The organism is Rhizobium mongolense subsp. loessense (genome assembly GCF_900099775.1).
GTDB classification, from domain to species: Bacteria; Pseudomonadota; Alphaproteobacteria; order Rhizobiales; family Rhizobiaceae; genus Rhizobium; species Rhizobium loessense.
The window spans coordinates 218,916-240,756 of sequence record NZ_FMTM01000007.1 but is presented as its reverse complement, the minus strand read 5'-3'; the positions used below and the strand labels follow the sequence as shown (position 1 = coordinate 240,756).

The window sequence follows — 21,841 nt, the reverse complement described above, 5'->3', positions numbered from 1 at the left end:
TCTGGTGTCTTCCGGCTTTCCATCAGCCGGGGTTACTGAAGAGGCACACCTTCATTGCCGGAAGTGCGGTTGGGATTTTCCCTCCAATCCATGGCAGACAAAGCCGAACTATGCCGCTGTCGTGGCGTTGGTTCAATATTTGCGCATCGAGCGCTTGCTATGGTTCCGGGGTCTCCACCGGCTGGTTCCAATGCGAGCATTCGTATGCCCTTTGTCCTCCGGTTTTTTCCGGAGCTCTGGAATTGGAAGAGGGAATCGATATGACCACCCAGCGCATCCGCGACTTTCTCGCAACCCGACGTCCCGACGGTCCCTGCCTCGTGGTCGACCTCGACGTCGTGCGCGACAATTTCAACGCCTTCCGTCATGCGATGCCGGACAGCGCTATCTACTATGCTGTCAAGGCAAACCCGGCCCCGGAAGTGCTGAAGCTGCTGGCTTCCCTCGGCTCCAATTTCGATTGCGCGTCTGTCGCTGAAATCGAAATGGCACTGGATGCCGGTGCGACCGCTGCCCGCATCTCCTACGGCAATACGATCAAGAAGGAGCGCGACGTCGCACGTGCCTATGCGCTCGGCGTCAGCCTCTTTGCGGTCGACAGCCACGAGGAAGTCGAGAAGATCTCGCGTGCCGCTCCCGGCGCCCGCGTGTTCTGCCGCGTGCTCACGGATGGCGAAGGCGCCGAATGGCCGCTATCGCGCAAGTTCGGCTGCGTCCCGCAAATGGCTGTCGATGTTCTTGTTTATGCCCATCAGCTCGGTCTCGAATCCTATGGCGTCTCGTTCCATGTCGGTTCGCAGATGACCAAGGTCGATGCGTGGGATTCGGCTCTTGCCGATGCCAAGCGCGTTTTCGTGCAGCTTGCCAAGCAGGGCATCCATCTGCAGATGGTCAACATGGGCGGCGGCTTCCCGACGAAATACCTTCGAGACGTCCCGTCGGCCGAGGCTTATGGCCGTTCGATCTACCAGAGCCTGCGCGATCACTTCGGCAACCAGATCCCGAAGACGATCATCGAGCCGGGCCGCGGCATGGTCGGCAATGCCGGCGTCATCAAGGCTGAGGTGGTGCTCGTCTCGAAGAAGTCGGACAACGATACGGCCCGCTGGGTATTCCTCGACATCGGCAAGTTCGGCGGTCTCGCCGAAACGATGGATGAGGCCATCCGCTACCCGATCCGCACCGAACGCGACACCGACAAGATGGAGCCTTGCGTCATCGCCGGCCCGACCTGCGATTCGGCCGACGTGCTCTACGAGAAGAACCTCTACCCGCTGCCGGTGAGCCTCACCATCGGCGACGAGGTTCTGATCGAAGGCACCGGTGCCTATACGACGACCTATTCGGCGGTTGCTTTTAATGGCTTTGAGCCGCTGAAGGCCTACGTCATATGATCCAGCCGGCCCCGTATCCAATCGGGGCGGCACCTTCACAATGTTCTTTCGACACCGTCTGAAACGGTTTTGAGTTCGGGAGGCCAAGATGGCCGCTGTTCTTGATTCTGTCCGCGCATTTTTTGCGCCCTCCGTTTTCACCATCGACTCCGAGAATCCGTCGGATGTCGTACCGCGCGAGAATCTGCTCGATCGCGCCATGGGTCCGAACCGCCGCAAGAAGTCGTCGGAGAAGATCCGGCGCGGCCGCATCCCGGCAGAAGGCTTGGCACTTGTCGCGCGTGACCGCGACGGTCATGTCATCGGCACCGTCCGCCTCTGGAACATCGAAGCTGGCGTCAACGCCGACGGAACGTCGATCAATGCGTTGCTGCTCGGCCCTTTGGCCGTCGATCCGACCTTTGAGGGCAAGGGTGTCGGTTCGGCGCTGATGCGTGCGGCGATTCTCGAGGCCAAGAACCGGGGACATGGCGCGATCCTGCTCGTCGGCGATGCTGCCTATTACGAGCGCTTCGGCTTCTTTGCAGAGAAGGCTTGCCATCTCGTCATGCCCGGCCCGTTCGAACGCTCGCGTTTCCTTGCGCTGGAGTTGACGGAAGGCTGGCTTGACGGCGCAGCCGGCATGATCGTTGCCTCGGGGCGCATGCTGGCCAAGGCGCCGCTCCGCAAGGCTGCCTGACGCGTCAAGCCTCTTTCTGAAACGGGCGGGGCTTTTTCTTTTAAGCGCCTATGCGCCCTTGCGCGATAAGCCACCGCACCGACTCCTGCACAGCCTGGAGGGAGCTGTGGCGTGGCGTGAACTCCAGCAGGCGTCTTGCCTTGTCCATCGAGCAATTCGGGCTTCGGGCGATGTGCTCCCACGTCGCCCTTGCGTCCTCGGCGCTCTCCATTTTCGACCATTCGTCATAGGGGAAGAACTCAAGCTTCGGCTCATGCCCGAACCAGCGAAACATCGCTTCGGCATACCCTCTCAACGTCAGTGCCTGGTCGGAAACCGCGTGGAAGCTTTCTCCGCTTGACGCGTGCCAATTGCTGATCGCTGCCATGAACATGCCTGCCACATCGTCAGCGTGGACATGATGAACGGTCTCCAAACCGAGATTCGGCAATCTCAGCGTCTCGCCGCGTGCAATCGTCGAAAAGACGGAAAGGTTGAAGTGTCCGGCGGGGTTGAGTGGAGGCCAGCCCGGTCCAACGATATGGCCGGGATGGATGAGGGTTGCGGGAAAGGCCCGCCGCCGTGCCTCGCCTAGAAGATAGTCCTCGATTGCCTTCTTCTGCTCGCCATAGTCTCCAAAGGGCGTTTTCGGCGCATCCTCGCGCGTCGGAACTGAAATGGAATGGCCGTGCGTCCAGATGGTGCCGGTGTGCAGAAAATGGCCGACATGGCCATCCAACACTCCCGCCAGGTGGCGAGCGCTCGCCAACGTGAAACAGATCATGTCGATGACGATATCGGGCCTCAGTGCGCGGACGGCGGGGCCGAAGCTGCCTTCCTCCTCCATCTGCGCCCTATCCATCTGCTGCCGTTCGACGCTCTGCCAAGCTGCGTGGGGACAGTAGGGCTCCGCTTTGCCGCGGCTGATTGCAACGACGTCATGCCCTGCCTCGACAAGACGCGGGACGAGATATGTGCCGACATGGCCGGTTGCTCCGATCACGATTACGCGTGCCATCGTTTTTACGCTCCCGCCGAATGTTGAGTTGGTCCGGCCAATATGTTGGGCGGCCGCTCGATAGGGCAAGCAGGATCATAAACTTTCACGTCCGCGTGAATCGGCTCTTTGAACGGATGAATTCTGCCTGGGATTGCGCTAGCTCATGGCAATGACCAGAGCCTTCCTCATATGGTTTGCCCTTTTTCTTTCCGCCGCGCCGGTCTCAGCCCAGCAGGAAAACGATCGCCTTGCGTCGCTGCTCGACAACTTCGCTTTCCGCGAGGAACTGAAATCCCTGAAAACCATCATCATTTCGCGCGACGGAAAGATCGTTGCCGAGCGCGGCTATCGCGGACATACAGCGTCGGAATCGACTAATATCAAGTCCGCCTCGAAAGCGATCATCTCCGCCCTTGTCGGCATCGCCATCAGCAAGGGCGTGCTCGAAGGACCGGATCAGAAGATCGCGCCGATCCTGAAGGCGGATCTGCCGCAATCACCCGATCCGCGGCTGAACGAGATCACCATCGGAAACCTGCTGTCCATGCAGGCGGGGTTGGGCCGTATGTCGGGACCGAACTACGGGCGCTGGGTTTCGAGCCGAAACTGGGTGCGTTTTGCACTCTCGCAACCCTTCGACGATGAGCCCGGGGGCCGAATGCTGTACTCGACTGCCTCGACACATCTCCTGTCTGCAATCCTGACGAAGGCGAGCGGTAAGACAACCCTTGCCTTGGCACGGGAATGGCTCAGGCCAGTCGTAGGCTTTCGGATTGGCGCCTGGGAACGCGATCCACAGGGCATCTATCTCGGCGGAAACCAGATGGCCATGAGCGCCCGCTCGTTGCTTGCTTTTGGCGAGCTCTATCGCAACGGCGGCAGGACGCCGCAGGGGCGACAAGTCATTCCCGCCGACTGGGTTGCCGCGTCCTGGCAGCGGCGCACCAACTCGCGCTTCTCGGGCGATGCCTATGGCTACGGATGGTTTGAGCGCAATCTCGGCGGCGAGGACGTGCATTTCGCATGGGGCTACGGTGGGCAGATGCTATATATCGTGCCGTCGCTCAATCTGACCGTGGTGATGACCTCGGAGGAAAGCGGGCCATCCGCCCGCAACGGCTATCGTGATGCCTTGCATGGCGTGTTGGGCGAGATTGTCGAAAATGCCCGGACATCCTGACTGGAAGGGATGGCGAAGGCACTCAGCCATCACCATCGGAAGAGCTTGAGCGGTCAGGCCGAGATATCGACGACGCCACAGTCGCCTGCTTCCGAGGCGAAGGCCAGCAGCTTGCCGTTCTTGCTCCAGCTCATCGCGGTGATGGCGCCCTTGCCGGGGCGGCGGATCAGCGCCTCTTTACTGTCTGCAATACGCACGGCAAGGATCATGCCGTCGATGAAACCGATTGCGAGGATGTCCTCTGCCGGATGGAACTTGACCGCGGTCGCCATGATGTTGGCGCGCGTGCCGAGCTCGAGCGGCGCCTTGCCCATCGGACCGTCCTTGCCCTGGAATGGCCAGACGATTGCTGCTGGTGCGCCAGATGAGGCGAGCCACTTGCCCTTGGCGGACCAGGAGAGCGACTTCACCTTGGCCGGATAACCGGTCATGCGCATGTGACGCGCCTCAGTGCCCGGCTTGGCGTCAAGCTTCCAGCCGTGCAGGGCGTTTTCCTGCATGGTGGTCACGAGGAAATTGCCGTCGGGTGAGAATGTGACACCCGTATGTGCGCCCTTCCACTCCAGATCGACCGGCTTTGCGTTCATGCCAACCCAGTGCAGCGATACGCCATTGTAGCGCGCTGCAGCGATGCGCATGCCTTTCGGTGCAAAGGCAAGGCCTTCGACGGTCCGCTCCTCGGTGAACTCCCTAGTGTCGCCATTCGAAAGATGGACGAAGGCGCTCTTTCCATAGGCATAGGCGACGGCACCCTGCGGGCCGGCCGCTACCTGCGAAATCCATTTGCGCGGGGCATTAGCGATCTCGCTGACGCCGGCGTCGGCCGCAATGCGCAACACCTTGCCATCTTCGCCGCCGGAAATCAGGCTTTCGCTATAGGGATCGCGGATGCAGGTGAGCATGCCCTGATGGGCTTCGCAAACCTTCTCGCCGCCATCCAGCCGGTGAAACGTGCCGGCGGCATTCGCGAAGTAGGGGACATCACCTAAAAATTCGACGGCCAGAATGTGGCCGTCGAGATCAAGCGGGGCAACTGTTGGCATCAGGCCGCGGCCTCGCATGCCTTGAAGGAGGCTTCGAGCTTGTCGCGGTCGAGGTCGCGGCCGATGAAGACCAGCCGCGTCTCGCGCTTCTCGCCATCCTTCCAAGGACGCTGGTGGTCGCCCTCGACGATCATGTGCACGCCCTGGACGACATAGCGCTCGGCATCGTCCTTGAAGGCAATGATGCCTTTAAGGCGCAGGATGTTCGGACCCTGCGTCTGGGTGATCTTCTGGATCCAGGGGAAGAAGCGCTCGGGGTTCATCTGGCCGCCGCGGAGCGACACCGACTGCACCGTCACGTCATGGATCGGCGACATCGCGCCGTGGTGATGATGGCCATGGTCGTGACCGTGATGGTGGTGATCATGGTCGTGGTCATGCGCATGGTGATGGTGGTCGTGATCGCAATCCGGGCCACAGACGTGATCGTCGTGTTCCTGCTCCAGGAAGTGCGGGTCGTTTTCCAGCGCGCGTTCAAGGTTGAAAGCGCCCTGATCAAGCACGCGGGCGAGATCAACGCCGGAGCGGCTCGTCTTGTAGACGCGAGCCGAGGGGTTGATGGCGCGGACGATATCCTCGATCTGCGCCAGTTCTTCCGGCGAGACGAGATCAGTCTTGTTGATGAGGACGACGTCGGCAAAGGCGATCTGGTCTTCGGCCTCGCGGCTGTCCTTCAAGCGCAGCGGCAGGTGCTTGGCATCGACAAGGGCGACGACTGCGTCGAGCTCCGTTTTGGCGCGCACGTCGTCATCCATGAAGAAGGTCTGGGCGACCGGCACCGGATCGGCAAGTCCGGTCGTCTCGACGATGATGCCGTCGAAGCGTCCGGGGCGGCGCATCAGGCCCTCGACGACGCGGATCAGGTCGCCGCGCACGGTACAGCAGACACAGCCGTTGTTCATCTCGTAGATTTCTTCGTCCGACTCGACAATCAGGTCGTTGTCGATGCCGATTTCGCCGAATTCGTTGACGATGACCGCGTATTTCTTGCCGTGGTTTTCGGACAGGATGCGGTTGAGCAGCGTCGTCTTGCCGGCGCCGAGATAGCCGGTGAGCACGGTGACGGGGATGGGCTTCTGCTGAGTCGAAATTGCGTCGGTCATGAGAACCTCGAAGAATGGGCTTGCCGCCGAGGGGGCTTTAAACGGTCGGTTCCATATAAGGATTTGGACGCGTCAGTTCAAAGGGTTTTATAATGTTATAAGATCACATTGCCTTTGGATCGCTCTATTTGAGCTGGGATGTGTCAAACGCATCCACATCCCGCAGCAGTTCCGTCAGCCCCTTAACCGCATGGCCGACTAGCGCTTCGCCTTTCTCGGCCGTTGCGGCAGCGGCGTTTCCGGCCGCGCCTTGGACGTTCAGATCGAACATCTTCCAGCCGAAGGCGTGCGGCCCGTAGGCCCGTAGATGCTTGAAGCGCCCGGCAAATTCCAGCTGCCTTGAAGCGAAGTTCTCAGCCTTGGACATGGTGACCCTACCGGGATGCAGCGCCAGCATGACCGAGGTTTCGATATCGCCGCCGTGGATGTCGATCGCCTTGTTTTCAGCTGATATCACCTCTTCCGGCACGCCGAAACGGGTCCAGCTGGTCGCAACGGCCAGCATGTTGAACTTCACCCGCGCTTCGGTTGCGACGATTGTCATCAGCGGTGAATTGCCGCCGTGGGCGTTCAACATGACCAGTTTGCGGCAGCCGAGATCGTGAAGCATTCCGGCAATTGCCAGCCAGCGGTCGATCGCTTCGCAGTAGGTCAACGTCTTCGTGCCTTCGACATCCATGTGTTCGATCGAATAGCCGACCGGTTCTGTGGGCAGGAAGGTAACCGGTAATGTTGAGGGGAGGGCAGCCTTCAGCCTTTCGACGATGCCTTCGGCAATCAGCGTGTCGGTTTCGAAAGGAAGGTGCGGGCCGTGCTGCTCATGCGCGCCGAGCGGCAGAACCGCGATCCAGTTTCGGCGGTCTTCAGCCGAAAGTGCGGCATCGTTGTCCGCGAAGTTCCGGGCAGGCGCTGTCATCCGGTTTCAATGCCCCTTGTTTATGACGTGAACCTGCGCAATGTCATAACGCAGCGTTGTCACGGCTTAAAGATCAAAGGGATGGCGATGGGGAAGAAGCACAAAGACGGCAAGAAAAACAAGTCCAAGAAAAAGGACCCGACCGAATATACGCTTGCCGATCTTTCGCCGGCTTTGACGCAGGCTGCGCGGTCGATGCGCACGGTGCTCTCCCGTAGTCTGCTTGAAAGCGGCCTTTACGCCGGCCAGGACGGCGTCATTCTTTCGCTTGCTGAAACCGACGGGATGACGGCAGGCGGCCTTGCTCAGAAACTCGGCGTCAAGGCGCCAACCATGACTCGCACCATCGGCCGCATGGAAGCCCAGGGCTTTCTGGAGCGCAAGCCGGATGCGGACGATGCGCGGCTGACGAAGGTCTACCTCACCGAACTCGGGCGCGGCAGCGTGAAGGCGATCGAGATGGCGGCGTCGGCCTGCGATCGGACGGCTACGCTTGATTTTTCGGAGAAAGAAATCCGCAACCTCGTGCGCCTTCTAAAGGCGATCGACAACAATCTCCAGGCCGAAGCAGTGCCGTTCGAAGAACCCGACGAAATTTGACGGTCGATCAAAATTCGGTTTGCCTCCCCGCGTTTAATCTTTTAATTAAACATTTTAAGGGGCGCTCTTTTCCGGTTCCGCGATGCGCTCCACCATCTCGCGCGTTGCCTGGGGAGGATGCGTGGCTCAGAAGATCAAACTTTCGACAATTGCCGAAACGCTCGGCATTTCTACGGCAACGGTATCGCTCGCCTTACGCGACAGCCCGCTCGTTGCAGGCAATACGCGCGAAAAGATCAAGGAACAGGCGCGCGCGCTCGGATATATCTACAACCGCCGGGCCGCAAGCCTGCGTACGTCTCGCTCGGGCATCGTCGGCGTCGTGGTGCACGACATCATGAACCCGTTCTACGGCGAAATCCTAAAGGCGATCGAGAGCGAACTCGATCGCAGCCGTCATACCTTCATCCTGTCCAACCACTACGATTCGGTCGAAAAGCAGCGCACGTTCATCGAGACGCTGCTGCAACTCGGCGGCGACGGTGTCATCATGTCGCCCGCAATCGGCACACCGCCTGAGGACATGCAGCTTGCCGAGGCCAACGGCATGCCGGCGATCCTTGTCGCGCGCTCAATGGAGGGGATGGACCTGCCGACCTATCGCGGTGACGACAGCTACGGGATTTCACTTGCCACCAATCACCTGATCGGGCTCGGCCACCGCTCAATCGCCATGATCGGGGGAACGGATCAGACCTCAACCGGCCGCGACCGCTATCAGGGGTATGTCAATGCGCTGCGCAAGGCGGAGATCGAAGTCGATCCCAACCTGCGCATTCCCGGTCCGCGCTCGATGCAGGGCGGGTTCGAGGCGGCTGTGCATTTCCTGTCGCTGCCGCAAAAACCGTCTGCTGCCGTCTGTTGGAACGATCTCGTTGCCATCGGGCTCATGAACGGCATTGCCCGTGCCGGTCTTGTGCCAGGCAAGGACATCTCGGTTACCGGCTATGACGATCTCGAGGAAGCCTCGCTCTCGACACCGGCCCTGACGACGGTCTGGAATGGGCAGGCTGAAGTTGGCCGCCTTGCCGCCCGGGCGCTTCTCGATCGCTTGGCCGGCAGTCACGAGCCGGACGGCATCCACCTGATCAAACCCGAGATGCGCATCCGCCAGTCGACAAGCCCTTACAGACCCCGCCAGTAATACAAGAGGAAAAGCCATGTCCCGCATCGCCATTCTCGTTCCCGGGAAGATACACGAGCGTGTTCTTGCGACCTTGAAGGACCGTTTTGAAGTTGTCGCCGTCGAAAAAAGCGAGACGTTGGAACTCGACGCCGAAACCGCAAACCGCATTCGCGGCGCTGCCGTCAGCGGCGCGTTTGCCGGCAGGTGGATGGATCAGCTGCCGAGCCTTGAGGTGATCGCGAGCTTCGGCGTCGGCTATGACGCCGTGGACGTCAAGCATGCTGCGGAAAAAGGTATCGTCGTTACCAACACGCCGGATGTGTTGAACGACGAGGTCGCCGATACGGCAATCGGCCTGCTGCTCAACACCGTCCGCGAACTGCCGCGGGCGGAGAACTGGCTGCGTGAGGGCCACTGGACGCCGGGTTCGGCCTACCCATTATCGCGCTTTTCCTTAAAAGGGCGGCATGTCGGTCTCTACGGCCTCGGCCGCATCGGCCAAGAGATCGCCAGGCGCCTCGAACCATTCAAGGTGAAAATCAGCTATCACACACGCACGATCCATCCCGATATCACCTATGATTATCATCCGACGCTGAAAGGTCTCGCCGACGCTGTCGATACGTTGATTGCGATCGTTCCGAAGACGCCTCACACCCACAAGACGATCGATGCGGAGGTCCTTTCTGCACTCGGCCCTGACGGCATTCTGATCAATGTCGGCCGAGGATGGACGGTGGATGAAGCAGCGCTCGTTTCGGCGCTGAAGAGCGGCGCACTAGGGGCTGCGGGCCTCGATGTCTTCTACAGCGAGCCGGTGGTCCCGGCGGAACTCTTCAGCTTGCCGAATGCGGTGCTGCTGCCGCACGTCGCCTCCGCCTCGATCCCGACGCGCAACGCGATGGCCGATCTCGTTGCCGGCAATCTCATCGAATGGTTTGAGAAGAGCAGGCCGCTAACTCCGGTGCCGGAAACGCCTGCGGCAAGGTAACGGCTCAGTCAACGATGCGCCGCGCCATAACGACATCATCGATTTCCTCTCCGTCGTGAATAATTCCGCCCGGAATTCGCCCGACCTGGATGAAGCCCTCGCGCTCGTAGAAACGGATCGCTGGCGGGTTCTGCGCGCTTACGGCCAGCTCCAGCTGTCTGATGCCGACCTCTCGAGCGTGCCCGGTCAGTCGTTCCAGTAGCGCCGAGGCGGCGCCTAAACCGCGAAAGCTCTTATGCACGTAGACCATAATAATCGTCGCACGGTGGGCCATCTTGCTCGATTGCTGCCGCATCAAGCCCATCATGCCAACCGGCCTCTCTTGGTGGAATGCGACGAACACTGCATTGTTCGAGAGGCGGTGACGCCATTCATCGTTTGTCAGGCTCTCCCAATCGGCGGCGGTGCTCGCATATGCCGCGGGCTCTGTTTGTAGCGCCTCCAAGCGGATTTGCCGAAAAGCCTCAATATCCGCGGGGCCGAGGAGCCGTATATTGATCTCGCCGCGAGCCACTGTCGATACCTGTCGTTCTGTCGTGCAACCGGAGTACCTAAGCCTTGACCTTCATGGAGGCATTCTTCGCCGCCGCGTATTCTCTTGCCGCATCCCCGAAGGCCGCAAAGATCTGATTCGAGGGCTTGTCGGTTTCGGCCCAGTATTCCGGATGCCACTGCACGCCGACGGCAAAGGCTTTGGCGTCGATGACGGAAACGGCTTCGATCGTCCCGTCTTCGGCGATCGCCTCCACCTGTAGGCGAGGCGCCGTCTTGGCGATTGCCTGACGGTGCAGCGAGTTCACCAGGACTTCGCCTGGACCGATGATGCGGGCGATGCAGGAGCCTTCCTTGACGAAAACGCTCTGGCGGATGGCATACATGCCGTCGCGATCGACATCGGCTGGCTTTCTGTGGTCCCAGATGCCCTCCTGTTCGTGGATTTCACTGGCAAGGGAACCGCCGAGCGCGACGTTGAGCTCCTGTATGCCCCGGCAGATCGCCAGCAGCGGGATGGCTCGATCGATTGCACGGCGGATGAGGGGTATGGCCGTTGCGTCACGCGCCTGGTCGAAGGGGCCATCGCTTTCGCGAGCCTCGGCACCGTAGAGCGATGGGTGGACGTTGCTCGCGGAGCCGGAAACCAGCAGACCATCCACTCGGTCAAGGATTGCGTCCGTGTCATAACCTTTCTCGAAGGCAGGAATGATGAAGGCCATGACGCCCGCGGCGTTCAGCGCCGCGCGTACATACTGATGCTGGACGGCATGCCAGTCGGCGCCATCGAGGGTGCGGATATCGGCAGGAACGGCGACGATCGGCTTCATATTTTTAATCCGGAAAGCTCTCGATTTTTCTATTGTGAGAACCGAGATCGGCCTCAAAGTCAACTTGTCGGCGCAATGGCGGGCCAAATTGCGGCGATCTGCGCCAATCAAGCATAGAGACCTTGCTAAACTGCTGATTTTCGATGGAAACACGGCATTCGCCAAATTGCTGCCGTGATGCCAAAGTCTGATCGACTAAAGCTTGAAACGCGGGCGGCCGCATGCTTAGCTCGCCTCCATTGCTGCGGGTAAAGATGAGATTGTCCGTGCATACCATCTATACGGGAGGTTTTTGATGGATCGTCGTTCGTTTATTAAGAAGGCTGGAACTGCGGGGGCAGGTGCCGTTGCGGCAAGCGCGCTCGCCGCACCGGCGATCGCACAGGAGAATCCGAAAATTTCGTGGCGCATGACCTCTTCGTTCCCGAAGAGCCTGGACACGATCTTTGGCGGTGCGGAAGATATCGCCAAGCAAGTCGCCGACGCGACCGACGGTGCCTTCAAGATCCAGCCTTTCGCAGCCGGTGAAATCGTGCCCGGCCTGCAGGCGGCCGACGCCGTCAGCTCGGGTACCGTCGAATGCTGCCACACCTGCTCGTACTATTTCGTCGGCAAGGATCCGACCTATGCAATCGGCACGGCCATTCCCTTCGGCCTCAATGCCCGCCTCACCAACGCCTGGTTCTTCGAGGGCAATGGCATCAACCTGATGAACGAATTTTATGCCACGCAGGGCATGTTCGGTCTTCCAGCCGGTAATACCGGCGTCCAGATGGGGGGCTGGTTCCGCAAGGAAATCAATACGCTGGATGACCTCAAGGGCGTCAAGATGCGTATCGCCGGTCTTGCCGGGCGCGTCATGGAAAAGCTCGGCGTCATCCCGCAGCAGATTGCCGGCGGTGACATCTATCCGGCGCTCGAAAAGGGCACGATCGACGCGTCCGAGTGGGTCGGTCCCTATGACGACTTGAAGCTCGGCCTGCATAAAGTCGCCAAGTACTACTACTATCCGGGCTTCTGGGAAGGCGGTCCGGCGATCCACGCTTTCTTCAATCTCGAAAAGTGGAACAGTCTGCCGAAGCACTACCAGACGATCCTCGCCGACGCCTGCACCTATTCCAATACCAGGATGATGGCGAAATACGATATGAAGAACCCTTCAGCGCTGAAGCAGCTCGTCGCCGAAGGTGCGACACTGCGTCCCTTCAGCCAGGAAATTCTGGAAGCTGCATTCCAGGCTTCAGCCGGTCTTTATGCCGAGCTCTCGGCTTCGAACCCATCTTTCAAGAAGATCTACGACGACCAGACCGCATTCAAGCGCGATGCTTACCTCTGGATGCAGCTGTCGGAATATACGTTTGACACCTTCATGATGATCCAGCAGCGATCGGGCAAGCTCTAGGCGGCTGGAACCGTTCTTCGCGTTTATCGCATCGCCAACAAGAAGCCCCGGATGGAAACCCGGGGCTTCTTCATTTGCATTCAATTGATCTTTGGTGGTTGGTTGAGATCGGGCGGCGGTGCTGGTTGTGCCGGATTGGCCGGCGCGGGCGTCGCAGGGGCAGGCTGCTGACCGGGCAGACCGTTCAGGGGCGGCAGGGTGAGACCCGGGATCTGTGGTGTACTGCCGCCGCCAGGCGCGGGAGGCAGCGAGAGCTGATTGCCGCCGAAGCCGGGTATTTCGATCTTGATCGTGTTGAGGTCCACGGCCGGACCCTTGTTTAGCCAGTAGGTCACGGATTGCGGCCAGAAGATCACAACCGCGACGAGGATGAGCTGCATGACGACCCATGGGATCGCACCCATGTAGATGTCCCGTGTCTTCACGTCACGGCTGGCGATGGAGCGCAGATAAAACAGCGCGAAGCCGAAGGGCGGGTGCATGAAGCTCGTCTGCATGTTCACGCAGATAAGCACGCCAAACCAGATCAGATCGATACCGAGCGCCGAAGCGACGGGCGCCAGCATCGGAATGACGATGAAGGCGATTTCGAAGAAATCGAGGAAGAAGGCGAGGACGAAGATGAAGAGGTTGACGAAGATCAGGAAGCCGACCGGACCGCCCGGGATGCCGGACAGCATGTGCTCGATCCAGCGCGAACCATCCATGCCCTGAAAGACGAGGCTGAAGCAAGTCGAGCCGATCAAGATCATCACCACCATCGAGGTGATATGCATCGTCGATGTCATGGCTTCGCGGACCAGCGGCCAGGTCAGGCGGCGGTGGAGCGCTGCGAGTGCGATCGCGCCCACCACGCCGAGGGCGCCAGCTTCCGTTGGCGTCGCAAGCCCCATGAAGATCGTGCCGAGCACAAGGAAGATGAGGATAATGGAAGGCACCATGCCGGCCAGCACCTTCATCAGCAGTGCCCAGTTGAACTCGCCGCGCACCTCCTTCGGCAGCGGCGGCATCAAGCCTGGCCGGAAGATGGACAGGAACAGGATGAAGCCAAGGAAGATCGCGACCTGCAGGATCGAAGGGCCGATGGCGCCGAGATACATGTCACCGACCGATCTGCCGAGCTGGTCGGCGAGAACGACGAGCACGAGGGAGGGCGGGATGACCTGAGTGATCGTGCCCGATGCGGCGATGACGCCTGTCGCCAGCCGCGGATTGTAGCCGTAGCGCAGCATGATCGGCAGCGAGATCACGCCCATTGTGATGACCGATGCCGCAACCGTGCCGGTGATGGCGCCGAGAACAGCGCCGACGAGTATGACGGCGTAGGCGAGACCGCCGGGTACGGCGCCGAAGAGCTTGCCGGTTCCCTCGAGAAGATCCTCCGCCAGGCCACACCGTTCCAGAATGGCGCCCATGAAGGTGAAGAAGGGTATGGCGAGCAGCAGGTCGTTGGAAACGATGCCGAAGACGCGAAGGGGCAAGGCCTGCAGGAAGGCCTCGCTGAAATGGCCGGTTGCTATGCCGATGACCCCGAAGAAGAGGCCGACGGACGCGAGCGAAAAGGCGACCGGAAAGCCGTAGAGCATGAAGATGACCATGCCCAGAAACATCGCCGGTGGAATGATACCGAAGTCAAACAAATCCGTTCCTCCCGGAGAGCTTTATTGCAGCGGCTTTTCGTATTTCGTTTCGAGCTGGATGTAGCCGCGCACCGCGGCGATCCTCTTGATGAGTTCCGAAATGCCCTGCAGCACCAGGAGTGCGAAACCTGCGAAAAGAATAAGCTTGACCGGCCAGCGGATGAGCCCTCCCGCATTTGCGGATATCTCACCCTGCTGGAAGGCGATCACGAAATAGGGCCAGCACAAGAAAGCCAGAAAAGAGCAGGCCGGGATCAGGAAGACGATCAAACCGATGATATCGATCCAGATTCTGGCCTTGTCGGAAACCGATCCGTAGATCAGGTCAACGCGTACGTGCTCATTGTTGCGCAGCGTATGAGCCGCCCCGAGCACGACGATGTAGGCAAAGAGATACCATTGAATCTCCAGCCAACCATTCGAGCTGTAATTGAAAAGATAGCGCACGATTGCATTGCCAGCGCTGATGAAGCAGCACACAAGCACCATGTAATCGGCGATTTTCCCTATGAATTGGCTGACGCTGTCGATCAGCCGGCTGACGCTTAGAAACGCCGGCATGCCTTTCCCCTTACTCTGCCTTTGCGGCAAGTTCTCACTTTTGAAATTTGTGTAAACTACGGTTTTGGAAATTGAAAGAATAAACGGCCTTATAGGATTTTAGTCGTAGACTTTGGATGCGGCGGTTTAGATGCAGCCTGAACAACCAGCAACCTAAGCGTGGATCATTTTTCCATAAACTTCACTTCATGGCTGTGAAATTCGCGCTTAATCTTGAAATTCTCTCTTCGGTTTTAGAAAAAACAACCAAACAGTTAGGGTCTAGGCAATCAATTTTTAAAAGGTTCCCCGTATCATCCCGGCGCACAGGGAAAGTATGGATGAAACCACATAACCCGAACAGGGTCCCTATCGACGTGTATCTGTCGTTTGTGAGTTCTCTTTCGGGGAACCGCATGACGCTGCTCGCCGGCGTCATTGTGCATGTCGCAACTTTCCTGGCGGTTGCGGCCAAAACGCAGTCTTCCATCTATGTTCTGCTGTCGGCTGCCGCCTTCCTGGTCTTTTGCGTCCGTATGCTCACCTTCCGGCGGTTCGATCGCGTGGAAAAAGAGAAACTGTCGCGCGCCGGCATCGAGCGCTGGGAGCGCGTCCTGGTTGCCGGTGCAGCCTGCACTACAGCCATCCTCGGCATCGGCAGCGGCTATGCCATCTTCGTCGTGCATGATTCCTTCGCGGAGCTTGCCTGCATTTCCGTCACGATGGCGACCATGGTTTCCGTCGTCGGCCGCAATTACGGTTCGCGGCTGGCAGTCGACCTGCAGACTTTCTCCTGCTGCCTGCCGATGATTGTCTGCAGCCTGATGGCTTTGGATTTCTATCGCGGCATCCTCTCTATCTTCCTCATTCCCTTCTGGCTGACGACGCGGGCGATGGCCAACGGCGTGCGCGAGTTCCTTTATGAGAATGTCATCGCTCACCGGCAGATCTCGCTGATTGCCGATCGTTTCGATACCGCGCTCAACAATATGCCGCACGGTCTCGTGATGGTCGATCCGTCGAACCGTATCCAGGTGATCAACCGGAAGGCCTGCGAGCTCCTCAAGATCGGCGATCCGGGCCGGTTGAAGGATCGCGACCTCGGTGCCGTCCTGCGCTACGGCGCGCGCTACAGCTTCATGGATGCCTCGCAACCGGAATTGATTCTGCGGCAGCTGACACAGGTTGCCGAGGAGGGCCTATCGCGCACCCTGATCCATTTTCCAGAGAGTCTGTCGCTGGAATTTTCCGCGAAGCGTCGTGCCGACGGCGGCGCCGTTCTGATCTTCGAGGATGTTTCGAGCCGCGTGAAGGCGGAGCAGAAGATCCTGCATATGGTCCGCTTCGATGCACTGACCGGCCTGCCGAACCGCGAATATTTTGGTCATCTCGTAAAGGAGTATATCGAGCGCCACCCCAAAAGGCGTGGGCCGCTTGGGTTCATGGTCCTCGACATCGATGAGTTCAAGCACGTTAACGACATGCGCGGCCACATCACCGGCGATCACCTGCTCTGCGCGATCGCGGCGTGCATCAAGGACAAAGCAGGCAATGCCATCGTCGGCCGCCTCATGGGCGACCAATTCGTCATCTTCTTCCCCCATGCCAAGAACAACGAAGCGCTCGATGCCGAAATCCGCCGGGTGCATGCCGACATACAGGGCAATTATGAAGTGGACGAGGTCACCTTCCTTGTATCGCTCAGCGCCGGCTACGCGCTCCTCGAAAGCAATGCATTTGCAATGGAGGAGTGGAGCATCAAAGCGGACCTCGCCCTCTTTGAAAGCAAGTCACGGCTGCGCGGCGGCATCACCGGCTTCGAACACGAAATGGATGGCCGCTACATCGAGCAGCAGAAGCTGAAAGCGGACTTGCGCGAAGCGGTGGCTGCGGGCGCGCTCAGCGTCGTGTTTCAACCGATGTTCAAAAACGATGGGACACGCATCGAATGCGCCGAGGCGCTGGCGCGCTGGGTCCACCCGGAAAAAGGCGCCATTCCGCCGGACGTTTTCATCCGCCTCGCCGAAGAGATGGGCATCATATCGGACATCACGCGGTTCATCCTTTTCAGGGCCTGCAGCGAATGCATGACCTGGCCCGACCACATCGCGATTTCGGTCAATCTCTCGGCACGCGACCTGCGTGACAACGATATCCTCGCCGTCGTTTCGGAAGCGCTTTCAACATCCGGCCTGAAGGCGTCGCGGCTGCATCTGGAAATTACAGAAAGTTGTCTCATCGACGAGCCTGCGGCGGTGCGCGCCATCCTCGCGGAATTGCGCTCCCACGGCATCACCATAGCGATCGATGACTTCGGCACGGGCTTCTCCAGCCTTAGCTATCTCGACACGTTGCCGCTCGATATCGTCAAGATCGATCGCTCCTTCGTTCGCAATATCGCGGAAGACACGCGCCGTCTGAAGCTTTTGTGCGGTACCGTCAATCTCGCCCGCGAGCTCGGGCTCAAGATCGTCATCGAGGGTGTGGAAACTGTTGAGCAATTGGCATTGCTCAACAAGCATCGCAGCGCGGATCTCGTGCAGGGCTATGTCTTCTCTCCGCCGGTCCCCTCAAAGGAGATCGGCATCCTTTCGCAAGCGCTCAGCCGTCGCGTCACCCAGCGCCGCCGCAGCAAGGTCGCCTGATCGCCGCCATCGCAGCAGAGCCCATTTACTCGGGTCTGTTAACCTTAATAATTCAAATACGTCAGAAATTTTTGATACATCTTGCTCTTTGCGTGCCCAGATATGATTAATGGCCCGTTAACTGCGGGAACATCAATGGCGTCAATCCCTTTGAATACAAGTGACTTTTCAAGAAAGCTTCTCGAAATTCTGGACCATGTCGAATATCGCCGCATCGAAAGCAGCGAGGACATGGAAGATGTCGAACGGTTGCGCTGGAAGGCCTACAAGGCCCATGACGTGCTGGCGCTCGCCCCAAAGGGGCTGTTGGACGATACCGATTTCGATAGCCATGCTTATGTCTTCGGTCTCTACTATTACGGCGAAATGGTCAGCACGGTCCGACTTCACTATGTAACGCCGGACCATCGCGTCAGCCAGTCCGCCGGCGCCTTTCCTGAAGCGATCGATTCGCTCTTGGATGCAGGGCTGACCTTGATCGATCCGGCGCGCTTTGCAGCCGATCCGGAACTGACCGCCGACCTGTCGTGGATTCCCTACCTGACGCTGAGGCCAAGCATCGTTGCGGCGGCACATTTCCGTGCAGACCGCGTTCTCCAGTTCTGCCGGCCCCCGCACGCCGCGTTCTACAAGCGGGTCTTCTATGCCGATACCATCGTGCCCGGCCGGCTGGCGAAGAATTACGGAATCGACATGACCCTGATGGCGACGAATGTGATCGAGGTTGGCCGAAAGCTTCTGACGCGTTATCCCTTCTTTATCTCCAGCGCCAGCGAACAGCGAATGATGTTTTCCCGCGGCCCCGACAGCACGCTGCCGTCGCTCACCATCATCCCGACCGCTCGCTTCGTGCCGGAGGGCCAGTTCGGCACCGATCTGCCGCTTTAAAGCCGCGTTCATGAAATGCCGCAAAGCGCACCGGCTGCGGCATTCTCATGCATTGCGCTTTTCCCAGGCTTTGTGTAAGCCCTGAATGGGATCATGGCATTCAGGGAGACGAAATTTCATGGCCGAAGAACACAACGGACCCGTCGAAGTCGGCGCGCCGATGGACTACAAGGAACATGAACAAACCTACAATCTGTTCATTTCGGCTGCGAAATACGGCACGATGTTCCTGATCGCCTTGCTGCTTGGCATGACGGTCGGTTTCTTCACCAGCAGCGGCTTTCTCGGCGGCCTCCTGGTTTTTCTCATCATCTTCGTTGCCGGCATCGTCCTGCTGCGCTGACCGGCAGCAGGCGAGGAGCGGCATTTCCGAATCTTTGAATAGGTGCTTGGCCTGAGCGGTGAGCCCGCGGTGGTTTGGCTGACCCGGAGGAGGGGGCAGTTGGGCAATATCGTTTTCATTACCAAAGAATCGATCGGTTCCGAGACACGCGTTGCGGCGTCTGCCGAAACTGTGAAGAAGATGAGGAACCTCGGCTTCGACATCGTGGTCGAGGCAGGTGCTGGCGTTTTATCGCGTATGCCGGACAGCGAATTTGAGGCTGCAGGGGCGCGGATCGGCTCGGCTGGCGATGCGGCAACCGCGGATGTGGTGCTGAAAGTGCGCCGCCCGACGGAGGCGGAGATTGCCGGCTACAAGAGCGGCGCGGTCGTCATCGCGATCATGGATCCCTACGGAAACGATGAGGCGATTGCCGCTATGGCGAAGGCAGGGCTTTCAGCCTTCGCGATGGAACTGATGCCGCGCATTACGCGCGCGCAGTCCATGGATGTTCTTTCCTCACAGGCAAATCTCGCCGGCTATCAGGCCGTGATTGAAGCGGCGTCCGTCTATGATCGCGCCTTGCCGATGATGATGACGGCCGCCGGCACCGTTCCGGCCGCCAAGGTCTTCGTGATGGGTGCAGGCGTGGCCGGCCTCCAGGCGATTGCGACGGCGCGGCGCCTCGGCGCTGCGGTCTCGGCCACCGACGTTCGCCCCGCCGCCAAGGAACAGGTCGCCTCGCTCGGCGCCAAGTTCATCGCCGTTGAAGACGAGGAGTTCAAGGCAGCGGAAACGGCGGGCGGATACGCCAAGGAAATGTCCAAGGAATACCAGGCGAAGCAGGCAGCGCTTGTTGCCGAGCATATCGCCAAGCAGGACATCGTCATCACCACGGCACTGATCCCCGGCCGCCCTGCGCCGAAGCTCGTTTCGCGCCAGATGCTGGCTTCGATGAAGCCCGGCGCCGTTGCCGTCGATCTTGCGGTCGAGCGTGGCGGCAATATCGAGGGCGTGGTTGCAGACGCGGTCGTCGACGTCGAAGACGTCAAGGTGATCGGCTTCGCCAACCTGCCGGGCCGGGTCGCTGCCAGCGCTTCGGCGCTTTATGCCAAGAACCTCGTCACCTTCCTCGAGACCATGCTCAACAAGGAGACGAAGAGCGTCCTCCTCAACCTCGACGACGAACTCATCAAAGCGACCATGCTGACCTATGCAGGCGATGTCGTGCATCCGGCATTCGGCGGGACGAAGAAGGGGATAGCTGATGGCCAGTGAAGCAATGGAAAAGGCGCTGGAGCAGCTTGACCGGGCGGTCAACGCAGTCGTGGCGGCGGCCGCGCAGGCACCGGAAGCGGCAAGTGCGGCGACGGGCGGGGCGATCGATCCCTTCATCTTCCAGCTCGCGATCTTCGTGCTGGCGATCTTCGTCGGCTATTACGTCGTCTGGTCGGTGACACCGGCGCTGCATACCCCGCTGATGGCCGTCACCAACGCAATCTCCTCAGTCATCGTCGTCGGCGCGCTGCTTGCAGTCGGCATTTCGGCAAGCGGGCTTGCGACCGGTTTCGGCTTCGTCGCGCTCGTTCTCGTCTCGGTCAACATCTTCGGCGGTTTCCTCGTCACACAGCGCATGCTGGCGATGTACCGCAAGAAGGACAAGTGAGGCCGGACGAATGACCAATATCGCAGCTTTCCTCTACCTCGTCTCCGGCGTGCTTTTCATCCTGGCACTGCGCGGCCTCTCCCATCCGGCGACCAGCCGCAAGGGCAATCTCTACGGCATGATCGGGATGGGGATGGCGATCCTCACGACGCTGGCGCTGGCCACGCCTTCTTTCGCCGGCTTCGTGCTGATCGTGCTCGGACTGGCGATCGGCGGCGGGGCGGGCGCCTATATCGCCCGCGTCATCCCGATGACCTCGATGCCGCAGCTGGTGGCAGGCTTTCACTCATTGGTCGGCCTTGCCGCCGTGCTTGTTGCTGCCTCCGCGCTCTATACACCGGCCTCCTTCGGCATCGGCGATATCGGCTCGATCCATGGCGAGGCGCGTATCGAGATGGCGATCGGCGCCGCGATCGGGGCGCTTACCTTTACCGGCTCGATCATCGCTTTTCTGAAGCTCGACGGGCGCATGTCCGGCAAGCCGATCCTGCTTCCCTTCCGGCATATCATCAACATCGCGCTATTGGTGCTGATCGTCTTCTTCATCATCGGGCTCGCGGCAACCGAAAGCCATTTCGATTTCTGGGCGGTTGTGGCGCTTTCGCTGGCGCTCGGCGTGCTGCTGATCGTGCCAATTGGGGGCGCCGACATGCCGGTCGTCGTCTCCATGCTGAACTCCTATTCGGGGTGGGCGGCAGCCGGCATCGGTTTTACGCTCGGCAATCTCGCTCTGATCATCACCGGTGCGCTGGTCGGCTCTTCGGGTGCGATCCTGTCCTACATCATGTGCAAGGGCATGAACCGCTCGTTCATCTCCGTCATTCTCGGCGGCTTCGGTGGCGAGACCTCCGCCGGGGCAGCGGACAATTCCGACAAGACCGTCAAGCTCGGCTCGGCAGAGGATGCCGCCTATCTGATGGCGAACGCTTCCAAGGTCATTATCGTGCCGGGCTACGGCATGGCGGTTGCCCAGGCGCAGCACGCGCTTCGCGAGCTGGCCGACAATCTCAAGAAGGCCGGCGTCGAAGTCAAATACGCAATTCATCCGGTCGCCGGCCGCATGCCCGGCCACATGAACGTGCTGTTGGCCGAAGCGAACGTGCCTTATGACGAGGTCTTCGAACTCGAAGACATCAACTCCGACTTCGGCCAAGCCGATGTCGCTTATGTCATCGGTGCCAACGACGTCACCAATCCAGCGGCGCGCGATGACAAGACCTCGCCGATCTACGGCATGCCGATCCTCGATGTCGACAAGGCCAAGACCTGCCTCTTTGTCAAGCGTTCACTCGGCTCCGGCTATGCCGGCATCGACAATACGCTGTTTTACAAGGATGGCACGATGATGCTGCTCGGCGATGCAAAGAAGGTCACCGAGGAGATCAACAAAGCGATCGGTCACTGA

General features: G+C 59.7%; 21 protein-coding genes. 13 read left to right on the top strand and 8 right to left on the bottom strand.

Annotated elements, in window-relative coordinates; genetic code table 11:
• The first annotated feature begins 260 nt into the window (after positions 1–260).
• Both odc2 and BLP23_RS22250 read left to right on the top strand, forming a co-directional pair.
• Positions 261–1,394, top strand: a complete 1,134-nt coding sequence (gene odc2, locus BLP23_RS22255) for an ornithine/lysine decarboxylase (protein WP_092586956.1) — start codon at positions 261–263, stop codon at positions 1,392–1,394.
• 88 nt (positions 1,395–1,482) lie between these two features.
• Positions 1,483–2,073 carry a GNAT family N-acetyltransferase gene (locus BLP23_RS22250; RefSeq protein ID WP_092586955.1) on the top strand — a complete coding sequence of 197 codons (591 nt, stop codon included), beginning with the start codon at positions 1,483–1,485 and terminating at the stop codon, positions 2,071–2,073.
• 40 nt (positions 2,074–2,113) lie between these two features.
• On the opposite strand, the gene BLP23_RS22245 is transcribed toward BLP23_RS22250, so the two are convergent.
• Entirely contained in the window at positions 2,114–3,070 is a 957-nt protein-coding gene (locus BLP23_RS22245; protein WP_092586954.1) for an NAD-dependent epimerase/dehydratase family protein, read from the bottom strand.
• Between the two features lie 151 nt (positions 3,071–3,221).
• Between BLP23_RS22245 and BLP23_RS22240 the strand changes: the two genes are divergently transcribed.
• Positions 3,222–4,232 carry a serine hydrolase domain-containing protein gene (locus BLP23_RS22240; protein ID WP_092587065.1) on the top strand — a complete coding sequence of 337 codons (1,011 nt, stop codon included), beginning with the start codon at positions 3,222–3,224 and terminating at the stop codon, positions 4,230–4,232.
• A 53-nt stretch (positions 4,233–4,285) separates the two neighbouring features.
• Here the strand turns inward: BLP23_RS22240 and BLP23_RS22235 are convergent, their stop codons facing one another.
• From BLP23_RS22235 to BLP23_RS22225, 3 genes are all read right to left on the bottom strand, one after another.
• Positions 4,286–5,275, bottom strand: a complete 990-nt coding sequence (locus tag BLP23_RS22235) for a WD40 repeat domain-containing protein (RefSeq protein WP_092587064.1) — start codon at positions 5,273–5,275, stop codon at positions 4,286–4,288.
• Entirely contained in the window at positions 5,275–6,378 is a 1,104-nt protein-coding gene (locus BLP23_RS22230) for a CobW family GTP-binding protein (protein ID WP_092586953.1), read from the bottom strand. Before BLP23_RS22230 ends, BLP23_RS22235 begins: the two co-directional genes overlap by 1 nt.
• Positions 6,379–6,502: 124 nt before the next feature.
• Entirely contained in the window at positions 6,503–7,294 is a 792-nt protein-coding gene (locus BLP23_RS22225; RefSeq protein ID WP_092586952.1) for a creatininase family protein, read from the bottom strand.
• A gap of 9 nt (positions 7,295–7,303) precedes the next feature.
• Between BLP23_RS22225 and BLP23_RS22220 the strand changes: the two genes are divergently transcribed.
• The 3 genes from BLP23_RS22220 (at position 7,304) to BLP23_RS22210 (ending at position 10,011) form a co-directional block, all read left to right on the top strand.
• Complete coding sequence (locus BLP23_RS22220; protein WP_092586951.1) at positions 7,304–7,894, top strand: MarR family winged helix-turn-helix transcriptional regulator; 591 nt, start codon at positions 7,304–7,306, stop codon at positions 7,892–7,894.
• A gap of 121 nt (positions 7,895–8,015) precedes the next feature.
• A complete protein-coding gene (locus BLP23_RS22215) occupies positions 8,016–9,038 on the top strand; it encodes a LacI family DNA-binding transcriptional regulator (RefSeq protein WP_022715909.1) in 1,023 nt (340 codons plus the stop codon).
• A 16-nt stretch (positions 9,039–9,054) separates the two neighbouring features.
• On the top strand, positions 9,055–10,011 hold the full coding sequence (locus BLP23_RS22210) for a 2-hydroxyacid dehydrogenase (protein WP_092586950.1): 957 nt from the start codon (positions 9,055–9,057) through the stop codon (positions 10,009–10,011).
• 4 nt (positions 10,012–10,015) lie between these two features.
• On the opposite strand, the gene BLP23_RS22205 is transcribed toward BLP23_RS22210, so the two are convergent.
• Together BLP23_RS22205 and BLP23_RS22200 are read right to left on the bottom strand one after the other, a co-directional pair.
• Positions 10,016–10,525, bottom strand: a complete 510-nt coding sequence (locus tag BLP23_RS22205; protein WP_233426779.1) for a GNAT family N-acetyltransferase — start codon at positions 10,523–10,525, stop codon at positions 10,016–10,018.
• Positions 10,526–10,562: 37 nt separating this feature from the next.
• Positions 10,563–11,333: a gamma-glutamyl-gamma-aminobutyrate hydrolase family protein gene (locus BLP23_RS22200; RefSeq protein ID WP_092586949.1), complete on the bottom strand. Its 771-nt coding sequence runs from the start codon at positions 11,331–11,333 to the stop codon at positions 10,563–10,565.
• Positions 11,334–11,628: 295 nt separating this feature from the next.
• Here BLP23_RS22200 and BLP23_RS22195 point away from each other — a divergent pair, with 295 nt between their 5' ends.
• Positions 11,629–12,735 carry a TRAP transporter substrate-binding protein gene (locus BLP23_RS22195; protein ID WP_092586948.1) on the top strand — a complete coding sequence of 369 codons (1,107 nt, stop codon included), beginning with the start codon at positions 11,629–11,631 and terminating at the stop codon, positions 12,733–12,735.
• A gap of 80 nt (positions 12,736–12,815) precedes the next feature.
• Here BLP23_RS22195 and BLP23_RS22190 read toward each other — a convergent pair whose 3' ends face one another.
• Together BLP23_RS22190 and BLP23_RS22185 are read right to left on the bottom strand one after the other, a co-directional pair.
• Complete coding sequence (locus BLP23_RS22190; protein WP_092586947.1) at positions 12,816–14,375, bottom strand: TRAP transporter large permease; 1,560 nt, start codon at positions 14,373–14,375, stop codon at positions 12,816–12,818.
• Between the two features lie 21 nt (positions 14,376–14,396).
• A complete protein-coding gene (locus BLP23_RS22185; protein ID WP_092586946.1) occupies positions 14,397–14,936 on the bottom strand; it encodes a TRAP transporter small permease subunit in 540 nt (179 codons plus the stop codon).
• 320 nt (positions 14,937–15,256) lie between these two features.
• Between BLP23_RS22185 and BLP23_RS22180 the strand changes: the two genes are divergently transcribed.
• The 6 genes from BLP23_RS22180 (at position 15,257) to BLP23_RS22155 (ending at position 21,841) form a co-directional block, all read left to right on the top strand.
• Positions 15,257–17,560 carry a putative bifunctional diguanylate cyclase/phosphodiesterase gene (locus tag BLP23_RS22180; RefSeq protein WP_092586945.1) on the top strand — a complete coding sequence of 768 codons (2,304 nt, stop codon included), beginning with the start codon at positions 15,257–15,259 and terminating at the stop codon, positions 17,558–17,560.
• Positions 17,561–17,695: 135 nt separating this feature from the next.
• Entirely contained in the window at positions 17,696–18,448 is a 753-nt protein-coding gene (locus tag BLP23_RS22175) for an N-acyl amino acid synthase FeeM domain-containing protein (RefSeq protein WP_092586944.1), read from the top strand.
• 118 nt (positions 18,449–18,566) lie between these two features.
• Positions 18,567–18,791 carry an aa3-type cytochrome c oxidase subunit IV gene (locus tag BLP23_RS22170; protein WP_092586943.1) on the top strand — a complete coding sequence of 75 codons (225 nt, stop codon included), beginning with the start codon at positions 18,567–18,569 and terminating at the stop codon, positions 18,789–18,791.
• Positions 18,792–18,890: 99 nt separating this feature from the next.
• On the top strand, positions 18,891–20,048 hold the full coding sequence (locus BLP23_RS22165) for a Re/Si-specific NAD(P)(+) transhydrogenase subunit alpha (RefSeq protein WP_092586942.1): 1,158 nt from the start codon (positions 18,891–18,893) through the stop codon (positions 20,046–20,048).
• The gene (locus tag BLP23_RS22160) at positions 20,038–20,436 is read left to right on the top strand and encodes a proton-translocating transhydrogenase family protein (RefSeq protein WP_092586941.1); all 399 of its coding nucleotides are present in this window, start codon (positions 20,038–20,040) and stop codon (positions 20,434–20,436) included. The genes BLP23_RS22165 and BLP23_RS22160 overlap by 11 nt, the downstream gene beginning before the upstream one ends.
• A 10-nt stretch (positions 20,437–20,446) precedes the next feature.
• Entirely contained in the window at positions 20,447–21,841 is a 1,395-nt protein-coding gene (locus BLP23_RS22155; RefSeq protein WP_092586940.1) for an NAD(P)(+) transhydrogenase (Re/Si-specific) subunit beta, read from the top strand.